Source organism: Thiocystis violacea, assembly GCF_016583565.1.
Classification (GTDB): domain Bacteria; phylum Pseudomonadota; class Gammaproteobacteria; order Chromatiales; family Chromatiaceae; genus Thiorhodococcus; species Thiorhodococcus violaceus_A.
This window is the reverse complement of the sequence record NZ_NRRF01000011.1, coordinates 97,213-115,301: the sequence shown is the minus strand read 5'-3', so window position 1 is coordinate 115,301 and position 18,089 is coordinate 97,213. Positions and strand designations below refer to the sequence as shown.

16 protein-coding genes are annotated in these 18,089 nt (G+C 64.5%); 8 read left to right on the top strand and 8 right to left on the bottom strand.

Going from position 1 to position 18,089, the window contains the following annotated elements:
- The 5 genes from CKO23_RS07240 to cysZ form a co-directional block, all read left to right on the top strand.
- Positions 1-218 (top strand): exodeoxyribonuclease VII small subunit (locus CKO23_RS07240; RefSeq protein ID WP_200329527.1); only part of this gene is annotated, 218 nt, incomplete at its 5' end.
- On the top strand, positions 215-1,108 hold the full coding sequence (locus CKO23_RS07235; RefSeq protein WP_200329525.1) for a polyprenyl synthetase family protein: 894 nt from the start codon (positions 215-217) through the stop codon (positions 1,106-1,108). The genes CKO23_RS07240 and CKO23_RS07235, both read left to right, overlap by 4 nt.
- A gap of 141 nt (positions 1,109-1,249) precedes the next feature.
- Positions 1,250-2,104 (top strand): GTP cyclohydrolase FolE2, encoded by an 855-nt coding sequence (gene folE2, locus CKO23_RS07230; protein WP_200329524.1) that lies wholly within the window; start codon positions 1,250-1,252, stop codon positions 2,102-2,104.
- Positions 2,101-2,823 carry an alpha/beta fold hydrolase gene (locus tag CKO23_RS07225; RefSeq protein WP_200329543.1) on the top strand — a complete coding sequence of 241 codons (723 nt, stop codon included), beginning with the start codon at positions 2,101-2,103 and terminating at the stop codon, positions 2,821-2,823. Before folE2 ends, CKO23_RS07225 begins: the two co-directional genes overlap by 4 nt.
- 218 nt (positions 2,824-3,041) lie before the next feature.
- Entirely contained in the window at positions 3,042-4,265 is a 1,224-nt protein-coding gene (gene cysZ, locus CKO23_RS07220) for a sulfate transporter CysZ (RefSeq protein WP_200329522.1), read from the top strand.
- Between the two features lie 23 nt (positions 4,266-4,288).
- Here cysZ and CKO23_RS07215 read toward each other — a convergent pair whose 3' ends face one another.
- On the bottom strand, positions 4,289-5,011 hold the full coding sequence (locus tag CKO23_RS07215) for a class I SAM-dependent methyltransferase (RefSeq protein ID WP_200329520.1): 723 nt from the start codon (positions 5,009-5,011) through the stop codon (positions 4,289-4,291).
- Positions 5,012-5,200: 189 nt separating this feature from the next.
- On the opposite strand from CKO23_RS07215, the gene queF reads away from it, so the two are divergent.
- Entirely contained in the window at positions 5,201-5,590 is a 390-nt protein-coding gene (queF, locus tag CKO23_RS07210) for a preQ(1) synthase (RefSeq protein WP_200329518.1), read from the top strand.
- Positions 5,591-5,614: 24 nt separating this feature from the next.
- Here the strand turns inward: queF and CKO23_RS07205 are convergent, their stop codons facing one another.
- From CKO23_RS07205 to aceA, 5 genes are all read right to left on the bottom strand, one after another.
- Positions 5,615-6,655, bottom strand: coding sequence for a thioredoxin family protein (locus tag CKO23_RS07205; protein ID WP_200329516.1), 1,041 nt, complete (start codon positions 6,653-6,655; stop codon positions 5,615-5,617).
- A 115-nt stretch (positions 6,656-6,770) separates the two neighbouring features.
- The gene (aceK, locus tag CKO23_RS07200; protein ID WP_200329514.1) at positions 6,771-8,531 is read right to left on the bottom strand and encodes a bifunctional isocitrate dehydrogenase kinase/phosphatase; all 1,761 of its coding nucleotides are present in this window, start codon (positions 8,529-8,531) and stop codon (positions 6,771-6,773) included.
- 60 nt (positions 8,532-8,591) lie between these two features.
- On the bottom strand, positions 8,592-9,080 hold the full coding sequence (gene rraA / locus CKO23_RS07195) for a ribonuclease E activity regulator RraA (RefSeq protein WP_200329512.1): 489 nt from the start codon (positions 9,078-9,080) through the stop codon (positions 8,592-8,594).
- An 82-nt stretch (positions 9,081-9,162) separates the two neighbouring features.
- On the bottom strand, positions 9,163-9,708 hold the full coding sequence (locus CKO23_RS07190) for a DsrE family protein (protein ID WP_200329510.1): 546 nt from the start codon (positions 9,706-9,708) through the stop codon (positions 9,163-9,165).
- Between the two features lie 128 nt (positions 9,709-9,836).
- A complete protein-coding gene (gene aceA, locus CKO23_RS07185; protein WP_200329508.1) occupies positions 9,837-11,141 on the bottom strand; it encodes an isocitrate lyase in 1,305 nt (434 codons plus the stop codon).
- A 304-nt stretch (positions 11,142-11,445) separates the two neighbouring features.
- On the opposite strand from aceA, the gene pdxH reads away from it, so the two are divergent.
- Positions 11,446-12,090 (top strand): pyridoxamine 5'-phosphate oxidase, encoded by a 645-nt coding sequence (gene pdxH, locus CKO23_RS07180; RefSeq protein WP_200329506.1) that lies wholly within the window; start codon positions 11,446-11,448, stop codon positions 12,088-12,090.
- A gap of 209 nt (positions 12,091-12,299) precedes the next feature.
- Positions 12,300-13,745 (top strand): TrkH family potassium uptake protein, encoded by a 1,446-nt coding sequence (locus tag CKO23_RS07175; RefSeq protein ID WP_200329504.1) that lies wholly within the window; start codon positions 12,300-12,302, stop codon positions 13,743-13,745.
- A 212-nt stretch (positions 13,746-13,957) separates the two neighbouring features.
- On the opposite strand, the gene CKO23_RS07170 is transcribed toward CKO23_RS07175, so the two are convergent.
- The gene (locus CKO23_RS07170; protein WP_200329502.1) at positions 13,958-15,352 is read right to left on the bottom strand and encodes a ribulose-bisphosphate carboxylase; all 1,395 of its coding nucleotides are present in this window, start codon (positions 15,350-15,352) and stop codon (positions 13,958-13,960) included.
- A gap of 360 nt (positions 15,353-15,712) precedes the next feature.
- Positions 15,713-18,088: a nitric oxide reductase activation protein NorD gene (locus CKO23_RS07165; RefSeq protein ID WP_200329500.1), complete on the bottom strand. Its 2,376-nt coding sequence runs from the start codon at positions 18,086-18,088 to the stop codon at positions 15,713-15,715.
- Position 18,089 lies beyond the last annotated feature (1 nt).

The following is an 18,089-nucleotide window of genomic DNA, read 5'->3' as shown; positions in this document are numbered from 1 at the left end:
CCGCCCCCCCCTTCGAGCAAGCCCTCGCCGATTTGGAAGGGGTCGTCGACGCCTTGGAAAAGGGCGAGATGACCCTTGAGCAATCGCTTGCGGCCTTCGAGCGCGGCGTCGGCCTCACGCGCGTCTGCCAGCAGGCACTCGACAGCGCGGAGCAGCGGGTTCGCATCCTGACCGACGCCCGGCCCGATGCCGAGCCAGAGCCTTTCGACACCCAATGACCGATACCAACCTGGACGCCTTTCGCACGCGCTGCCTCGCACGCATCGAGTCCGCGCTCGACGACATCCTGCCCGCCGTCAGCATCCCGCCCTCGCGCCTGCACGAGGCGATGCGCTACACGGTGCTGGCCTCTGGCAAACGCATCCGCCCCCTGCTCGCCTACGCCGCCGGCGAGGCACTGGGGGTCGACGCCGCGCTGCTCGATCGCCCGGCCTGCGCGGTCGAGCTGATCCACGCCTATTCCCTGATCCACGACGATCTCCCGGCGATGGACGACGACGACCTCAGACGCGGGCGCCCGACCTGCCACCGCGCCTTCGACGAGGCAACCGCCATCCTCGCCGGGGACGCGCTCCAGACGCTAGCCTTCCAGACCCTGGCCGAGGCACCCGGGCTGTGCGCGGAGTCGCGGATCCGCATGGTCGAGACCCTGTCGCGCGCCAGCGGCTCGCGCGGCATGGTCGGCGGTCAAGCCATGGACCTGGCGGCCGAAGGCACGCCCATCGATGTCGTCATGCTGGAGAACATCCACATCCACAAGACCGGCGCACTCATCCGCTCCTCGGTCCAGATGGCGTTGCGCGCCCAGGGCGACCTGATTCCAGAGCAAGCCGAGCGGCTCGATCACTTCGCCAAGTGCCTCGGCCTGGCCTTCCAGATCCAGGACGACGTTCTGGACGTCGAGGGCGATACCGGTGCAATCGGCAAGACCGCCGGCCGCGACATTGAATTGAACAAGGCCACCTATCCCGCGCTCCTCGGGCTCGCGGAGGCCAAGGAGATGGCCGCCAACCTCACGCAGGAGGCCCATCGGGCGCTGGAGATCTTCGGCGAGAGCGCCGATCCCTTGCGCTGGGTCGCCAACGCCCTGCTCGGGCGCACGCACTGATCCCCACACAGCCTCGTCGCGCCCGTCTGACGGGCCGGCGAATCCCGCACAATTCCAATCCTTGCCGCTTTTTCTCGCGGGCGTCAGACCCAAGATTGACGGGGACCGCAGGCAGTAAAGATCCGTTGAGGAATCCAATCCATGGAGCACGCGCTCAATCCCAGGTGTTGCACTCAAGATCCAGCGACTGAGATCGCTGACGTTCAGAGCAGCGCCGACACCCGCCGCATCGCCATCGACAAGGTAGGAATCAAAGACATCCGCCACCCCGTGCGCGTACTCGACCGCGGCGGCGTGGAGCAGCACACGGTCGCGACCTTCAATATGTACGTCTACCTGCCGCACGACTTCAAGGGGACGCACATGTCGCGCTTCGTGCAGATCCTGAACAACCACGAGCGCGAGATCAGCGTGCCTTCATTCAAGGACATGCTGGCGGAGATGTCCGCGCGACTGGAATCCGAGGCCGGCCACATCGAGATGCGCTTCCCCTTCTTCATCAACAAGAAGGCACCCGTCTCGGGCGTCGAGAGTCTGCTCGACTACGATGTCACCTTCATCGGCGAGATCCGTGACGGCGAGCCGAAACTGGAAATCAAGGTGGTGATCCCGGTCACCAGCCTCTGCCCCTGCTCCAAGGAGATCTCGGCCTACGGGGCGCACAATCAGCGCTCCCATGTCACGGTCCAGGTGCGGACAGAGACCTTCATCTGGCTCGAGGACGTGATCGAGATCGTCGAACAGGAGGCCTCCTCGGAACTCTTCGGCCTGCTCAAGCGGCCGGACGAGAAATTCGTCACCGAGCGCGCCTACGACAACCCCAAGTTCGTCGAGGACATGGTCCGCGACGTCGCCCAGCGGCTCAACGCGGATGAGCGCATCCTCGCCTATGTCGTCGAGGCGGAGAATTTCGAGTCCATCCACAACCACTCGGCCTACGCCCTGATCGAGCGCGACAAGGAGCGGGAGGCCAGGATCGCCGAGGCAGGGATCTGACCAGCGGCGAGCCCCGCTGTCTGCTGCTCCACGGCTTCACCGGGGACGCGCGCGATTGGTTGCCCTGTAGCGACTCCGACGCCAAGTGGCTGCCGATCGATCTCCCTGGACATGGCCAGGCCAGCGACCCTCGCGGCGGTTTCGACGACGTCATCCGCGCCCTGCTGGCCACTATTCCAGAGTGCGTCGAGACCATCGTCGGCTACTCACTCGGCGGGCGCGTCGCCCTCGGGATGCTGAGGGAGGCGCCCGAGCGATTCAGACAGGCCACCATCATCTCGGCCCACCCGGGATTGACCGAACCAGAGCTGCGAGCCGAGCGCCTGGACCAGGACCTGAGCTGGATCCGGCTGCTGCGTCGCCAAGGCATCGAGGCGTTCGTCCAGTCCTGGGAGTGCCAACCCCTGTTCGAGACCCAGCGCAGCCTGCCGCCCGATGTCCTGCAGCGCCAGCGCGAGCGGCGTCTGTCGCAACGGCCCGAAGGTCTGGCCGGCGCATTGGAGTCACTGGGGCTCGGCGTCATGCCGAGCGCTTGGGATGTGCTGCGCGACTATCCCGGACGACTGCGGTGGATCGTGGGTGGCGAGGATCGCAAATTCCTCGCGATCGCCCAGCGCGTCCGCTCGCTACGACCCACCACCGAGGTGGCCGTCATGGCGGGAATCGGACACAACCCCATGCTCGAAGCACCGCGGGCCCTGCGGCGGCTGCTCGACTGAGGAAAGGGGCTCGGCATGTGATGTGATGCGGTGGATTGCCGACACGACCCGCGGGCGAACCTGTATAACCCGTCATCCAACCGCGCCCGACCCTAGGTATACTGCCCCCTTCACTCATTGCCGCCAGGGCGCTCTCAGGGCAACCCGGCCGCGCGCGGCGCAGCCTCCCCCTTGAAGACGCCCGGACGCCCTTACGGGATCTTGCTCGAACTGGATCTATGCTCAGCAACTCACTTTCAGGCGCCGGATATCTCCTGCAAGGGATGAAGCTCATCACCCGCCCGGGACTGCGGCGGTTCGTGGTCGTTCCCTTGCTGGTGAACATCCTGGTCTTCACCGGTGCCATCTACGTCGGCATCCATGAGTTCGAGGGGCTGATGGCGCTCCTGGACTCCAAGGTCCCAGCCTGGCTCGGCTGGCTGGATTGGATCCTTTGGCCGATCTTCGCCCTGCTCATGCTGGTGCTGGTCTTCTATACCTTCGGGATCGTCGCCAACCTCATCGCCTCGCCCTTCAACAATCTGCTCGCCGAGAAGGTCGAACTGGCGCTGACCGGGCGCGCGATACAGCAGGAGGGCGACCTGCGGCGGCTCCTGGCCGATCTGCTCCCCACGCTGTTCGACGAGCTGCGCAAGATCCTCTACGCGACGCTCTTGGCCATTCCCTTCCTCGTCCTGCTGTTCGTCCCAGTGGCGGGGCCGGTGCTCTGGTTCCTCTATACCGCCTGGATACTCACCGTCGAGTACGCCGACTACCCCATGGGCAATCACGGCCTCAAGTTTCGCGAGATACGTCAGCGGCTCGGTGAACGGCGCACACTCGCCCTGAGCTTTGGTGCGGCCACGGCGGCTCTGGGGATGATCCCAGTGGTGAATTTCATCCTGATGCCCAGCGCGGTCGCGGGCGCGACGGCGATGTGGCTGCGCGAGCTGAAACCCCCGAGCAACTATCAGGGGCCTCATGTCTCCAGGGTCGCCACCCGCTATGTGCTGCTCACCATCGACCACCTCTCCGGCCGGATCAACGGCGAGGTGCTCGCCGGTACGCATGAGGGCAAGTCACTCGACGAGGTCCCGACGCGAGAGCTGCTGGATCTGCTGACGACCTGCTACCAGATGGATGCCGAGTCCGCCGAGGCATTGGAGGTCTATCTCAGCCATGTGCGTGGTCAGGTGTTTCAGGAGCCGCCCCCGCGCCAACGCCCTGAGGTCCCGCCGCGACCCGCGGCAACCGGCATGAACGGGCAGGAGGCGCGCGCCATCCTAGGCATCAAGCCCGAAGCCGGCCCGGACGAGATCCAGGAGGCGCATCGCCGCTTGATTCAGCGGCTACACCCGGATCGCGGCGGCTCGGACTACCTGGCGTCCAAGGTCAACGAGGCCAAGTCGGTGCTGACACGCCCCGAGCAGCGACGCCCCGGCGACGATCGGCGCCGGGCCTAGCCTGGTTTCCGAGGACGCGCCGCTCAGGACAGGCGGCGCAGCAGATCGACCCGGTGTGGTTTGAGGAAGCGCGCACCCTCCGGCGTGAGATGGCGCTCGAAGGCGGCACGCACGGCCGCGACACCCGCCGCGTCGAGATCATGCCGAGTGTGCGTCACCTGGAGGAAGCGGGCCGCGAAGCTCTCCCAATCCGGATAGACGCCCTCGGCCTCGTAGAAGACTTCCCGCTCGAGACAGAAGCGTCCCGCGTCGACCGCGCGCCGCATCGCCTCGAAGGCCGCCGTCCTGACCTCCAGCTCGTCATGGATCAGGCGCATCACCGCGTTGAAGTCGCCCGCGTAGACGGGCTCCGACACATAGAGGCAACCGCCGGGCACCAAGACTCGGTGAATCTCAGCCAGGGCCGCATCCATGAGATCCATGGGGACATGGTGCAGCGACTTGAACATGAGCGCCAGGTCATAGGCACCATCCGGATCCGCGATGGCCTCCGCGCCACCGAGGCGAAACCGCACATTGGGCAGATCCTCGATGGCCAGGTTCTTCTCATGCTGGATGCGGTCGACCTCGGTGGCGACCACTGCGGCCGCACCGAGCCGGGTCGCGACCTGTCGCGTCATCCAGGCGGCCCCACAGCCGAGTTCCAGCACTTTCAGCCCCCTCACGGGGACCAGCTCCGCCAGGACCTCCAGCTCATCGGCGCGACGATAGGCCGCCGGATCATCGATTCGAAATTGAGCGTTCATGGTCGTGATGATAGCGCGAAGTCGGCACCGACGGCAGACAGCACCTCGCTTGCGCGGCCTCGCGCATCCGCACGTCGCGCAATGACCGGGAACCAGTCGGCCGGCTACCTGTCGGAAGGCGTCTCGACTTAGACTTAGCCCCCGGGCCGTGCTGTTTGCGGCAACACACCCTTCCAGGAGAATCCCACGATGCCAAGCGTCCCGAGCAAAACGCTCGAGATCTTCCCCAATCCACAACCCGAGCGCGATTACACCATCCGCATCCGGGTGCCCGAGTTCACCTGTCTCTGCCCCAAGACGGGTCAGCCGGACTTCGCCGAGCTGACGCTTGAGTATGTCCCCGAGCAGAAGTGCGTGGAGCTGAAGTCCCTGAAGCTGTACGTCTGGGCCTACCGCGACGAGGGCGCCTTCCATGAGGCGATGACCAACCGGATCCTGAACGATCTGGTCGAGGCCACGGAACCGCGTTTCATGCGGCTGACAGCGGACTTCAATGTGCGCGGCGGGATCTACACGACAGTCGTGGCTGAGCATCGCGCGGCGGACTGGACACCCCCTGCCCCCATCGCGCTCCCCTGATGGCTCGCCGGCAAGACCCGGCGGCTAGTCCATGAGATCGACGTCGATGCCGCGGGCCTCCAGGGCCGCGCGGCGCGTGGAGAGAAAGCGCTGGAAGCTGGGCTGCCAACGGTAGGCGCCCGTCGCGACATAGTCGAGGGCGCCCTGGATGTGGAAGGTCTTGAGGCCGCCCTCGGTTCTGAAGACCTCTCGGCCATCGGCATCGAAGAAGACCAGGCTCGGCGTGTAGAGGATGCCGAGCGTCTTGGCCCAGTCGCGCGCTGGCATCTCGCGGCCGTCCGGGGTCTGGACGGTCTCGGTCGCAAAGGTGTCGAGCACGGCGCCATCCAACGCGCTGAGCGAGATCGCCACGGGTTCGCGCCGCAGGATATCCTGGTGCAGCTCGTCACAGGCCGCGCAGACGGCCTGCTCGAACATCACGACTAGGGGCCGCTCGGAGGCTGCGCGATTGTCAGCCAAACGCAACGGCTTGGGCAGGAAACCTCCCTCTTCATGCAGCCGTCCCTTGGCCTGCTCCGGAGCCCGGGCGGCGGCAAAGGCGTTGAAGTCCTGTCCGCCGCGCTCCTGCCCCTCGGCGACATAGGCCAGCGCAGCCGCGAAGCGGTGCGGCGGGAAGTAGCCGTTGATGCGCAGAACGACGCCGCCGGACGCGTCCAACATCAACAGGGTCGGCGTGAACTGAACCTTCAAGCCGCTGGCGAAGGCCTTTTCGGTCGTCACCTCACCCGTCAGCCCGGTGACCTCGCGATCTCCCCAGATGTTGATCGCGATGACCTCGAAGTGCTGGCGGGTCAGATCCGCGATGGCGCGATCCGCAAAGCTCTCACGCAGCAGCTTGGCGCAGTAGGGACAGCCATCCTGGTAGAAATAGAGGATGAGGCGCTTGTCGGCCGCCCGCGCCTCGTCGAGATCCTCGCGGATATCCAGGAAGGTTGTCTTGAACCACGCGGGCTGCTCGTGATAGCCGGGGTTCTGCATCCCGGGCGCCAGCTGGGCGGAACCCTCCGCCGCGGCCGCCAGCCCAGCGGCGGCAAGTAGGACGACCGTTACCAGTAGTCTGAGCATGTTCGCGACTCGATGAGAGAGAGGATTGAACGCGGGGCGAGCCCAGGATCCTGTGCGGCGCCCCGTTGCCGACTGACGCCCCAGCCGGCTCGGACGTCGCTCAGCGAGATGGGGCTTAAGCGAGATGGGGATAGCGACGCGGGAATTCTTCCCTGTCCTTTCGGAATCGACGGGCAACGGGGTAGGGAAAGACGTCCTCCAAATGCCCCGCGCGGATGTGCTCCTGCCGTGCACGCCACCAGTGCGGGTCGAGCAACTCGCCGTGACGCTGGCGAAAGACCTTGCGGATGCGCGGGTCGGTGAGCAGAAAGGTCTCGAACTCCTCCGGGAAGACATCATTCGGGCCGGCGGTGTACCAGGGCTCTTCGCTCATCTCCATCTCGGGATAGGGCGCCGGCGGAATCTCGCGGAAATTGCACTCCGTCAGATAGCAGAGTTCGTCGTAGTCGTAGAAGACCACCCGCCCCTGGCGCGTGACGCCAAAGTTCTTGAAGAGGAAGTCGCCAGGGAAGATGTTGGCGGCGGCCAGCTGCCTGATGGCATCGCCGTACTCGCCGATGGCGTGACGGATGTCTTCGTCGTCCGCCGTGTGGAGATAGAGATTGAGCGGGGACATGCGCCGCTCGATGTAGAGGTGCTTGATGATGAGCTGATCCTCGACGACCTCGATGCTCGCCGCGCATTCGCTCTCCAGTAGCGCGCGCAAGGCCGGCGAGAAGCGCGACAGCGGAAAGGCGACATGGGAGTATTCCCAGGAGTCGGCCATGCGCCCGACCCTGTCGTGCATCTTGACCAGCTGATACTTCTCCTTCACCTGCTCGCGGGTCATCTCCTTGGGTGGTGGGAAACGGTCCTTGATGATCTTGAAGACGAAGGGGAAGGACGGCAGCGTGAAGACGCACATCACCATGCCACGGATGCCGGGGGCGACCACGAAGTCATCGGAGGAGTAGCGCAGATGCTTGAGGAAATCGCGGTAGAACTCCGCCTTGCCGAACTTCTGCAAGCCGATCGCGGTGTAGAGTTCGGCCTTGCCCTTGCGTGGCATCAGTGGCAGGAGGAAATCCACGACAGCCGCCGGCACCTCGGTATCCACCATGAAGTAGGCGCGTGAAAAGCTGAAGATGTCCGAGATCTCGTCCGCGCCGGTCAGCAAGGTATCGACATAGAGCCCCTTGGACTCGTCATTGAGCACGGGGATGACGAAGGGGATCTGGTCCGCCCCGTTGATGGCCTTGCCGATGATGTAGGCGGCCTTGTTGCGGTAGAAGGGCGCGCACAGCACGGCGAGCTGGAAGTTCTGCTGGATCGCGCGATTGACCGGAAAGCGCGAGCGGATGGCCAGCAGCAGACAGCGGATGTCGCGGCGCAGATCCCTGAAGGGGCGAGCGAAGCCGGCATCCCTGAGGACGCGCGCCAGCACGCGGGCGAAACCATCGCGCGCGGGGTAGTAGGGCCTGAAAATCGGGACCTCCGCCTCCAGGTGCTCGGTCGAGATCAGCGGCCAGACGAAGATGTAGCTGTTGTTGTAGTAGTGGCGGTCGAAGAGCCGGCAGAACACGGAGTTGTAGAAAGTCTCCGCCAGCTCGGGCTGATTGAGCGGCGGGAGCAGGCGCATGTACTCCACCTTCACGCGCCGCCAGAGGATATCGCTCGGGTCGCGCAGATGGAATTCGCGCCTGAGCAGGGCGACCGTCTCCCCGACACGCTCGTCGTAGAAGCCGATGCGCTCGCGCGCCGCGACCTGCACGGCGGGCCAGTCCGCCGTTTCGAAACGCCGCTGGGCATCGCCCGTGATCTCCCGGAAGAGACGATAGTGTCGCTCGAAGCCTTCGAGCATGGCTTCGGCGATGAGTTTGGCTTCGGTCCAGGCCATGGGATCAGTTGTCAGTTATCAGGTGGCAGTTATCAGGTGTCAGTTGGCGTCTGATCGGCGTCACACGGCCAGGGCGAGTGCCTGCTCCGAGAGCAGGACGCCATCCGGGTCGCAGTAGACGTGATCTCCGGTCGCGAAGCGCACACCCGCGAAGGTCACGGGGATGTCGCGCTGCCCTTCCCCGCGCCGCTGACTCTTGCGCGGGATGCTGGCCAGCGCCTTGACACCGAGCGGCATCTGGCCGATTTCGGCCGTGTCGCGAATGCAGCCGAAGAGGATGACGCCAGCCCAGCCCTGCTCGACCGCGCTGGCGGCGATGAGGTCGCCGAGCATGGCGCAGCGCAAGGATCCGCCGGCATCGACAACCAGCACGCGGCCTTCCCCAGGTTCGGCCAGGGTGGACTTGACGAAGGAGTTGTCCTCGAAGCACTTGACGGTGACGACGGGACCCGCGAAGCGCAGGTGGCCGCCGAAGTCGCGGAAGATGGGATCGCAGACGCGCAGTGCGTCGCCATGGCGGTCATAGAGGTCGGCTGTCTTGAAATCCATCGGCTCCTCGGTCGTGAAGTCAGCCGGAGTCACGCGCGAGGAGGCGGTGCACGCGGGCCGCGCGCACCCAAGGCATGGCCCCTTAGTAAGTGATCACCTTGTCCGCATAGAGGAACATCTCGTGAACCTGCTGGGCCGTGCCGATCGCGCCGTAGGTCGGCTCCGTGATTCCGCGATCGATCGCACAGAGCCCGCAGACAACGACCCGTCCACCCATCCACACGTAGTTGGCGAGGATGTCCCTGAGTGGTGTCGGACCATCCTGCGTCGCGCACTGATACTCCTCGGTGCCGAAGTCGTTGGCCGGGTTGACCAGCTCGACCCCCGCCAGCGTCGGGAAGAGCGTGACGTCGCGGGCCGGCTCCACATCCACCTGCGCGCGATCGACGGTCACCGCGGTCATCAGCAGATTCATGCCGATCTGCAAGGCAACGCAGGCCGCCTCGTGATCCTGCGTCGGATCCGTCTTCAGGGTGATCGCAATGGATTGCCCCCGCGGATGCGGCGGCTCCCAAACCGGCTCACCCCAAGGACGCCGGAACTGCTCGGCGCTCGCCGCGAGCGCGGTCATGAGCAGGAGCAACAGCAAGGAAACGGCAGCGAGACCTCGATGCTGGATAGGGGCCATGAGTCACCTCCTGATACCTTTTGCCGATTGTGGTTAAGCACAATAAAGCTAGCAAAGACAGGGGTGATTACAAGGCGAGCCTGGACAAGACGACAGGCCCGGGCGGCCGAGGCCGCCCGGCGCAACGCTCAGAACTGCTCCTCTTCCGTGGAGCCGGTGAGCGCGGTGACCGAGGAGGCACCGCCCTGGATCACGGTGGTCACATCATCGAAGTAGCCAGCACCCACCTCTTGCTGGTGCGAGACGAAGGTGTAGCCCTTCTCGCGCGCCTCGAATTCGGGGGCCTGAACCTTTTCGACATAGTGGCGCATGCCTTCGCCACGGGCGTAGTCGTAGGCCAGGTCGAACATGTTGAACCACATGCTATGGATGCCGGCCAGGGTGATGAACTGGTACTTGTAGCCCATGTCCGCCAGCTCGTCCTGGAAGCAGGCGATGGTTTTGTCGTCCAGGTTCTTCTTCCAGTTGAAGGACGGCGAGCAGTTGTAGGCCAGCAGCTTGTTGGGGTTCTTCTCGAGCACCGCCTGGGCGAACTCGCGGGCGAAACCGAGATCCGGGGTCCCCGTCTCGCACCACACCAGGTCGGCATAGGGCGCATAGGCCAGGCCGCGGCTGATGGCCTGCTCCAGACCGTTCTTGACGCGGTAGAAGCCTTCATCGGTGCGGGTGCCGATGACGAAGGGGCGATCGTTGTCGTCCACGTCGCTGGTCAGGAGATTGGCCGCCTCGGCATCCGTACGCGCCAACAGCAGGGTCGGCACGCCCATGACGTCGGACGCCAGACGCGCGGCGACCAGCTTCTGCACGGCCTCGCGGGTCGGGACCAGCACCTTGCCGCCCATGTGGCCGCACTTCTTGACCGCAGCGAGCTGGTCCTCGAAGTGCACACCGGCGGCACCCGCGCCGATCATATTCTTCATCAGCTCGAAGGCGTTGAGCACGCCGCCGAAGCCGGCCTCGGCGTCCGCGACGATGGGGAGGAAGTGGTCGATGAAGGCCTCGTCACCGGGCTCGATCCCCTTGGCCCACTGGATCTCGTCGGCGCGCTTGAAGGTGTTGTTGATGCGACGCACCATGGTGGGGACGGAGTCGTACGCGTAGAGCGACTGGTCCGGATACATGGTCTCGGAGGTATTGCCATCGGCGGCGACCTGCCAGCCGGAGAGATAGATGGCTTCGATGCCGGCCTTGGCCTGCTGCATGGCTTGGCCGCCGGTGATCGCGCCCATGCAGTTGACGTAGCCCTTCCTGGCATCGCCGCGCACCAGCTTCCAAAGCTTCTCGGCGCCGCGCTGGGCATAGGTCTGCTCCGGCTGGATGGAACCACGCAATCTCACGACATCGGCGGCGGAGTAGTCGCGGGACACGTCCGTCCAACGCGGATTTTCTGCCCAGTCCTGCTCAAGGGCCTTGATCTGATCTTGGCGGGTCATCTGCGATGTTCCTCTCGTACTTATGTTTTGGACCGCTTTCTGTTTCAGAGCGCGCTTGGCCCGTCTTTCCAGATCGCCGGATCGGTGTCTCAGTGGTTTCGATCGACGGCGAGACAGCGGATGATTGACCGTACAGCTTGGTCTTGATGCAAAAACCTACCGGGAGCGTTACCATTTGACGAGTCAATTATTCTAATCTTTTTTATTGGAATTGATAATTTTCAATGCGGAATCTTGACCCTATGAAACCTATGGAAAGGCGCGTCTCAGTCGGCCTTGACAGCCTCAACCCAGCGGAGTCGGCATGAACGTCAACCCAGAGGCGCTGAGACGCGAGCTCATGGATCACGGGCTCTCCCGTGATGAGCTGGACCCCAATCCTATCAAACAGTTCCAGCAGTGGTACGGGCTGACGCTCGGCACCGACTTGCCCGAGCCGAACGGCATGACCCTGTGCACGGCGGACGCCCAAGGCCGGCCATCGGCCAGGACGGTGCTGCTGAAGCTCTACGACGAGCGCGGCTTCGTCTTCTTCACCAACTACGAGAGTCGCAAGTCCAAGGAGATCGAGCAGAACCCCTGCGTCGCCCTCCTCTTCCCTTGGGTCGCCCTCGCCAGACAGATCCAGATCACCGGCCGCGCGGAGCGGATTCCGACCGCCGAATCGCTCAAGTACTTCGCCACGCGGGCACGCGGCAGCCAGATCGGTGCCTGGTCATCGCCCCAAAGTCAGGTGATCAGCTCACGCTCGCTCCTGGAGAGCAAGGTGGCCGAGATCGCGCAGAAATTCTCGCAGGGCGAGATCCCCCTGCCTGCCTTCTGGGGCGGCTATCGAGTGGTGCCGGAGATGATCGAATTCTGGCAAGGGCGTGAAAGCCGCCTGCACGATCGCTTTCGCTATGTCAGGGAGGGCACGGACCAGTGGCGAATCGAGCGGCTGGCACCCTGAGGGTCGCGCCCCGCAACGTCGGAGCACCTGGGGCGAGGAGGCTGGGCGTTCTCAGCCACCGCCCCAGGGCTCGAACCGAGGATTCGCACCGATTTCGACAACCGGAGGGGCCGAAGCGATGTCTCTTGCGCGGACGCGGATCGCGGGGCCGGCGCCCCTGTCTTAACACATCCAGCCCACTCCACGGGTGGTAGCTGACTGGAGATCGGATGCATTGGCGCGCCATCCTCAGGCTCTTCGGGATCCTACTGCTGATCTACAGCCTGAGCTTCCTGCCCTCCATCGCCATGGCGTTGATCTACGCCGACGGCGAGTGGGATGTCTTCAGCCTCTCGCTGCTGCTGAGCGCCACGGCCGGCGCTCTGCTGTGGCTACCCAATCGTCGCGAGCACAGCGAGCTGACGGTCAGAGAGGGCTTCCTGATCGTCACGCTGTTCTGGGTCGTGCTGGGGTTCGCCGGCGCACTCCCCTTCCTCCTGGGATTGCATCTGAACCTCACCGATGCCGTCTTCGAATCCATCTCGGGATTCACCACGACCGGCGCCACCGTCGTCCTCGGGCTCGACCGCCTGCCGCCCTCGATCCTCTTCCATCGCCAGCAGATTCAATGGCTTGGCGGCATGGGCATCATCGTCCTGGCGGTCGCCATCCTCCCGCTCATGGGCGTCGGCGGGACGCAGCTCTATCGGGCGGAGACATCCGGCGTCGCAAAGCATGAGAAGCCCACACCGCGTATCGCGGAAACGGCTCGGGCACTCTGGGCGCTCTATGTCAGCCTGACGGTGGCGTGCGCCCTGTCCTTCTGGCTCGCGGGCATGAGCCCGTTCGATGCGATCGGCCACGCCTTTGCCACCGTTGCGACCGGCGGCTTCTCGACGCACGACGCCAGCCTCGGCTATTACGACAGCCCGCTGATCGAGTTCATCGCCATCGTGTTCATGCTGGCGGGCGGGGTGAATTTCGCGATTCACTTCATCGCGTGGCGCAAGCTCGCGCCGGGCATCTACATCACCGACCCCGAGGTACGGACCTATGGCGCGATTTTCCTGGTCGGCACAGCCCTGGTCGCGATCAGTCTCGTCCTGGCGGACGCCTATACCAGCGCCACGGACGCCATTCGCCACGGCGCATTCCAGGTCGCATCCATCCTGACCAGCACGGGCTTCACCACCGTGACCTTCGCCGATTGGCCGCTGCACATCCCCATGGTGCTGGTCATCCTGTCCTTCATTGGCGGCTGCGGCGGCTCGACGGCGGGCGGCATCAAGGTGCTTCGCATCATGCTGCTCGGCAAGATGGGGGTTCGCCAACTCACCCAGCTCGTCCATCCGCAAGCCTTGCTCGCCGTCAGAGTGGGCAACCGCCCGGTTCGGGACGAGGTCCTCTTCTCCGTGTGGGGTTTCTCCGTGCTCTACATGGTGACCGCCCTGGCCCTGACGGTCGCCATGATGGCGGCAGGCCTGGACCTGGATTCGGCCTTCGGCGCGGTGGTCGCCACGATCAACCTTCTCGGCCCCGGACTGGGCGATGTCGCCGTCAACTTCACCACCGTCGGCCCCGTCGTGAAATGGTTGGCCGTGTTCAGCATGCTGGCGGGTCGCCTGGAGATCTTCACCCTGCTGATCCTCTTCTTGCCCGCTTACTGGCGGAACTGATGGGCGCGTCGGGAGACGGGCCGCTCGGCCGGCCGCTATACCGAATCGAAACGGACGCGGCTGAAACGAAAAACCCCCGCGTCGCGGGGGTTTTCGGTATCGCTAGGGAGCCGTCCATCACTTGCCTCCCGATTTTCGGGTCACGCCGCTCCAGCGGCGTGACCAGAGTCCAGATCGGGACGTCGACGATGGACGACGCCTAAGCGGGATGCTCAGGCTTCGGTCGCGAAGGCCCCCAGCTGCTCACGCCAGCCCGGGAAGAGCATGTCGGCATCGTGCGGGAAGGACGCAAAGGCGCGGGCAAATTCCTTGTGCTCCTTGGCGTACTCGATCGGATCGGCGCCAGCCTTCCAGCACTCGTAGGCTTGACGCAGCGATTTGGCGCCAGCGGCCGGAGAGTCGATGTGGCCGTAAGAACCGCCGCCCGCGGTATTGATGACGTTGCCATGGCCCAGGTTCTTGAAGAAGCCCGGCAGACGCAGCGCGTTCATGCCGCCCGAGATGATCGGGGTGGTGGCCTTCATGCCGGACCATTCCTGATAGTAGATCGGGCCTTCGCAGGCATCGCGCTCGATCATGTAGGCAATGTTACGGTCATCCGCGCCGCCTTCCATCTTGCCGTAGCCCATGGTCCCGACGTGGATACCGGACGCGCCCTGCAGACGCGACATCTTCGCCAACACGAAGGCCGTATAGCCGCGGTTGGACGACGGCGAGGTGATCATGCCGTGGCCGGCACGATGGTAGTGCAGGTACTGATCGGGATACTGACGACGGGCGGTGGTGATCATGCCCGGGCCGCCGACGAAGCCATCGACCAGGAAGGCGAGCTTGTCGGCGTCGGAGCCGAAGGTCTCCAGCGCGAAGTCGGCGCGGGCGCACATCTCGAAGTGGTCGTCGGCGGTGATGTTCATGGAGAACAGCTTGGCCTCACCGGTCTCGTCTTGGGCGCGCTTCATGGCGTCGTAGACGAGCGGCATGACCTGCTTCACCGGCGCGAACACCTGGTTGCCCTGGGGCTCGTCGTTCTTGATGAAGTCGCCGCCGAGCCAGAACTGGTAGGCCGCTTCGGCGAAGGGCTCCGGACGCAGACCCAGCTTGGGCTTGATGATGGTGCCGGCGATATAGCCGCCGTCCTCGACCGGGCGGCCGAGGATGCGCCACAGATCGGAGATGTTCTTGGAGGGGCCGTCGAATAGCTGGATGGCGCGCGGCGGCACCCAGAAGTCGATCATCTTGGCGTATTCGATATCGCCCATGCCCTGATTGTTGCCGATGGTCAGGGTCAGGAAGGAGACCATCATCATGCGACCGTCGATCATGTTGCGATCGAAGAGGTCCAGCGGATAGGCGATGCGCATCTGCTCGCGCGACTCGTCGATGTAATAGACCAGTGCATCGACGCCCTTGGTGAAGTCGTCGGTAGTGCAGACCTCCACGTTGGTGCCGGTGGAGGACTCGGCGGCAAAATGAGCCGCCGCCTCCAGATAGCCGAGACCGCCTTTCGGCTTCATGGTGTAGGCGCAGAGGATGTGCTTGCCACCCTCGATGAGATCGACTTCCTTCAGGCTCAGATCGGAATAGCGTGCGGACTGGTCAAGTGCCATGTAGGTTCCCTGGGGATTGTGGGTGGGCGATGCGCCCTTCTCGTTGGCGGGATCCCTGGAGCCGGCTTTGCCGGCTCGCTGGAGCGTCCTCCCGCTCTCAATGTACACACAGGTTACAGGCTTATTCTCTATAAAGATATTCTGATTTTCTTATATGTCGGATAAGCATCCGCTTATGCATTGCCGGCTGAGCATGCCACCACCACAGCGAGGGGACGAGCAGAGGCCGCACTGACTTCGGGCTGAGGTGACTCCCGGAAATGACCATACCCACGAACGGCTGGGAGCGGCACCCCGCCACCATGCGGCGGCCATCGCGCCGGGGTGGCGCTCCCACTTCAGTGGTGCGCTCGCCATGCGTCAGCCGGTCAGGGCCGCGAACACCGCCGGCAGCCGCTCGGGCAGCCGCTCGACCTGATCGACGATCGAGTAGCCATTCTCGCCGAAGATCCGCGCCACATAGCGATCCGCCTCTGGATCCAAGGTCAGGCAGTAGCTGTGGATACCCTGCATGCGGAGGTCTTCGACGGCCTTCTTGGCGTCGTGGCGGAGGTACTGGGGGTCACGCTCGTCGATGTCGGCGGGCTCGCCGTCGGTGATGAGCAGGACCAGACGCTTTTGCGCGGGCTGCTGGGTCAGGTGCCAGCCGGCGTGGCGAAGCGCGGCACCCATGCGGGTGGAGAGTCCACCTTTCATCCCGGCCATGCGCGACTTGGCATCATCGTCGTAGGGTTGGTTGAAGTCCTTGAAGCGGTAGTACTGGACGTCGTGACGGCCGTCCGACGCGAAACCATGGACGGCGAAGTTGTCGCCGATGGAGTCGATGGCCCAGGCGAGCAGACCCGTGGATTCGCGCGTCAGATCGAGAATGCTCGGGGCTTCGTCGTAGCCGGGCTCGCCTTCCTTGAAGCCAGGTTTCTCGTTGGTGGACTGGGAGAGGTCCATGAGGACGACGATCGAGAGATCGCGGACGTGGCGGGTGATCCGGATGTTGATGCGCGGATCCGGCATGACACCGCGCCGGATGTCGATCATGGCACGCACGGCGGCGTTGAGGTCCAACTCCTCGCCCTCCTCGTAGCCGCGGCGACGGACGATCCCCTGAGGTTGGAGTGCGTCGATCAGGTGGCGGATGCGGCTCGCAACTGGCTTGTGCTTGGTGAGGATTTCGTCCATCGACTCCGGATCGCCGCGCCCTTGGCGCCGCTCGAGGATGGTCGCCCAATCCGGCCGATAGAGCTGAACGTGGTAGTCCCACTCCTGGTAGTGGTAGGGCTCCGAGACCGGCTCTCTACCCTCCAGCTCGTTGATGGTGCAGGCTTCCTGGTCGAGCCAGAACTCGGTCGAGAGGGTCCAGATCTCCTGGGCGTCGTCGCCGGCCAGTTCGCAGTCCAGCTCGTTGACCATCTCCATGACGCTGACATTGCGACGCACCTGCTGTTGCGAGGCCGGCAGGTAGTCCACGCCGCGCGTCACAAAGAGGTTCTCGTCGAAGTACCAGATGTAGTCGTTGTCGTCGCGGTAGGGAATCGGCCAGTCTTCGAGGATGCGCAGACTGGGGATGGCGGCGACCTGAACGGCGCGATTGTAGAAGTCGACACCGGCGTTCCAGCTGATCTGATTGTCGTCGCCCCGTTCCGCCATGGCCTCGCGGAAGGCGGCCACCGAATCGTTGATGAGCACGTCGCCGTCCTTGTCGTCCTCATCCAGGAGCGCACGGGCGAGCCGCAACATTACATCGACCATAGGGTGGAGCTTAACCGTCTCGTCGGCAGCCGGCGGAAGGGTGAAAAACTGCAGCCAGAGTTTCTTGAGCCCCGGAAACTCACGGATGGCGAGTGCCTCGACGCGCGCATCCTCGAAGAGTTCGACAAAAATCCGCTGGACGGGATTGAGCTGCTCGCCGCTCATGGGCCGGGTGGTGTAGACCATGTGCGCGGCGCAGTGCGCGGCGGCGGCGCGATAGAGCTCGACTCCGGAAATGCCGCGCCAGGCGTCGAAGGCGTCGGGCAGGTGGATCTGGAAGTCTTCGATGAAGGGCTTGAGTCCGGTACGCGACTCGTAGTCGCCCGAGGTCGGGCGCATGAAGAAGGCGCGCGCCCAGAGTGCCCTCAGGTAGAAGTTGAGCTTGCGCTGATTGTCGACGAAGAGGGTGCCACGCCGCTCTTTCTGCAGCACCGCACGGGAGGACTCGGTCTTGAGCCCGAAGTAGGCCAGCTGGCCGTCGAGATCCCGCGCATGCGCCTGCGCGCCCCAGAGCGCCCAGCGGCGCAGGCCGCCGAGGGTGAGCTTGGAGAGCAGCTCGTCCATGTTCTCCATCATGGGACGGAGCCCGCGCGGCGCCTTGCCGGCGAGTTGATGGAGCAGGTTCAGATAGCCGCGCATCACCTCGATGTCGCCCAACCGGCTGGCGGCGAGCGGCATGTTGGCCATCATCAGGGTGATGACCGTCCCCGAGGTGTGCGAGGAGAGCTTCATCAGGGCGCTGACGATATCCGGGATGATGTCCTCGCCGACCTCCTTGACGACGCCAGGCATCTCCTGGACATAGGTCATGACCAGGTCCGGCCCCTTGTTCAGGGTACACATCGCCTTGATGCCGGTCAGGTAGTGGTCGAGCCCCTGCGGGGACATGACACGGGCCGCCTCTTGATAGCTCGACTCCAGTGCCTGAGCGTGCGCATGCGCCGGGTCGGCTTTGAGACAGGAGAGGTATTCGCTGAAGTCGATTGTCATG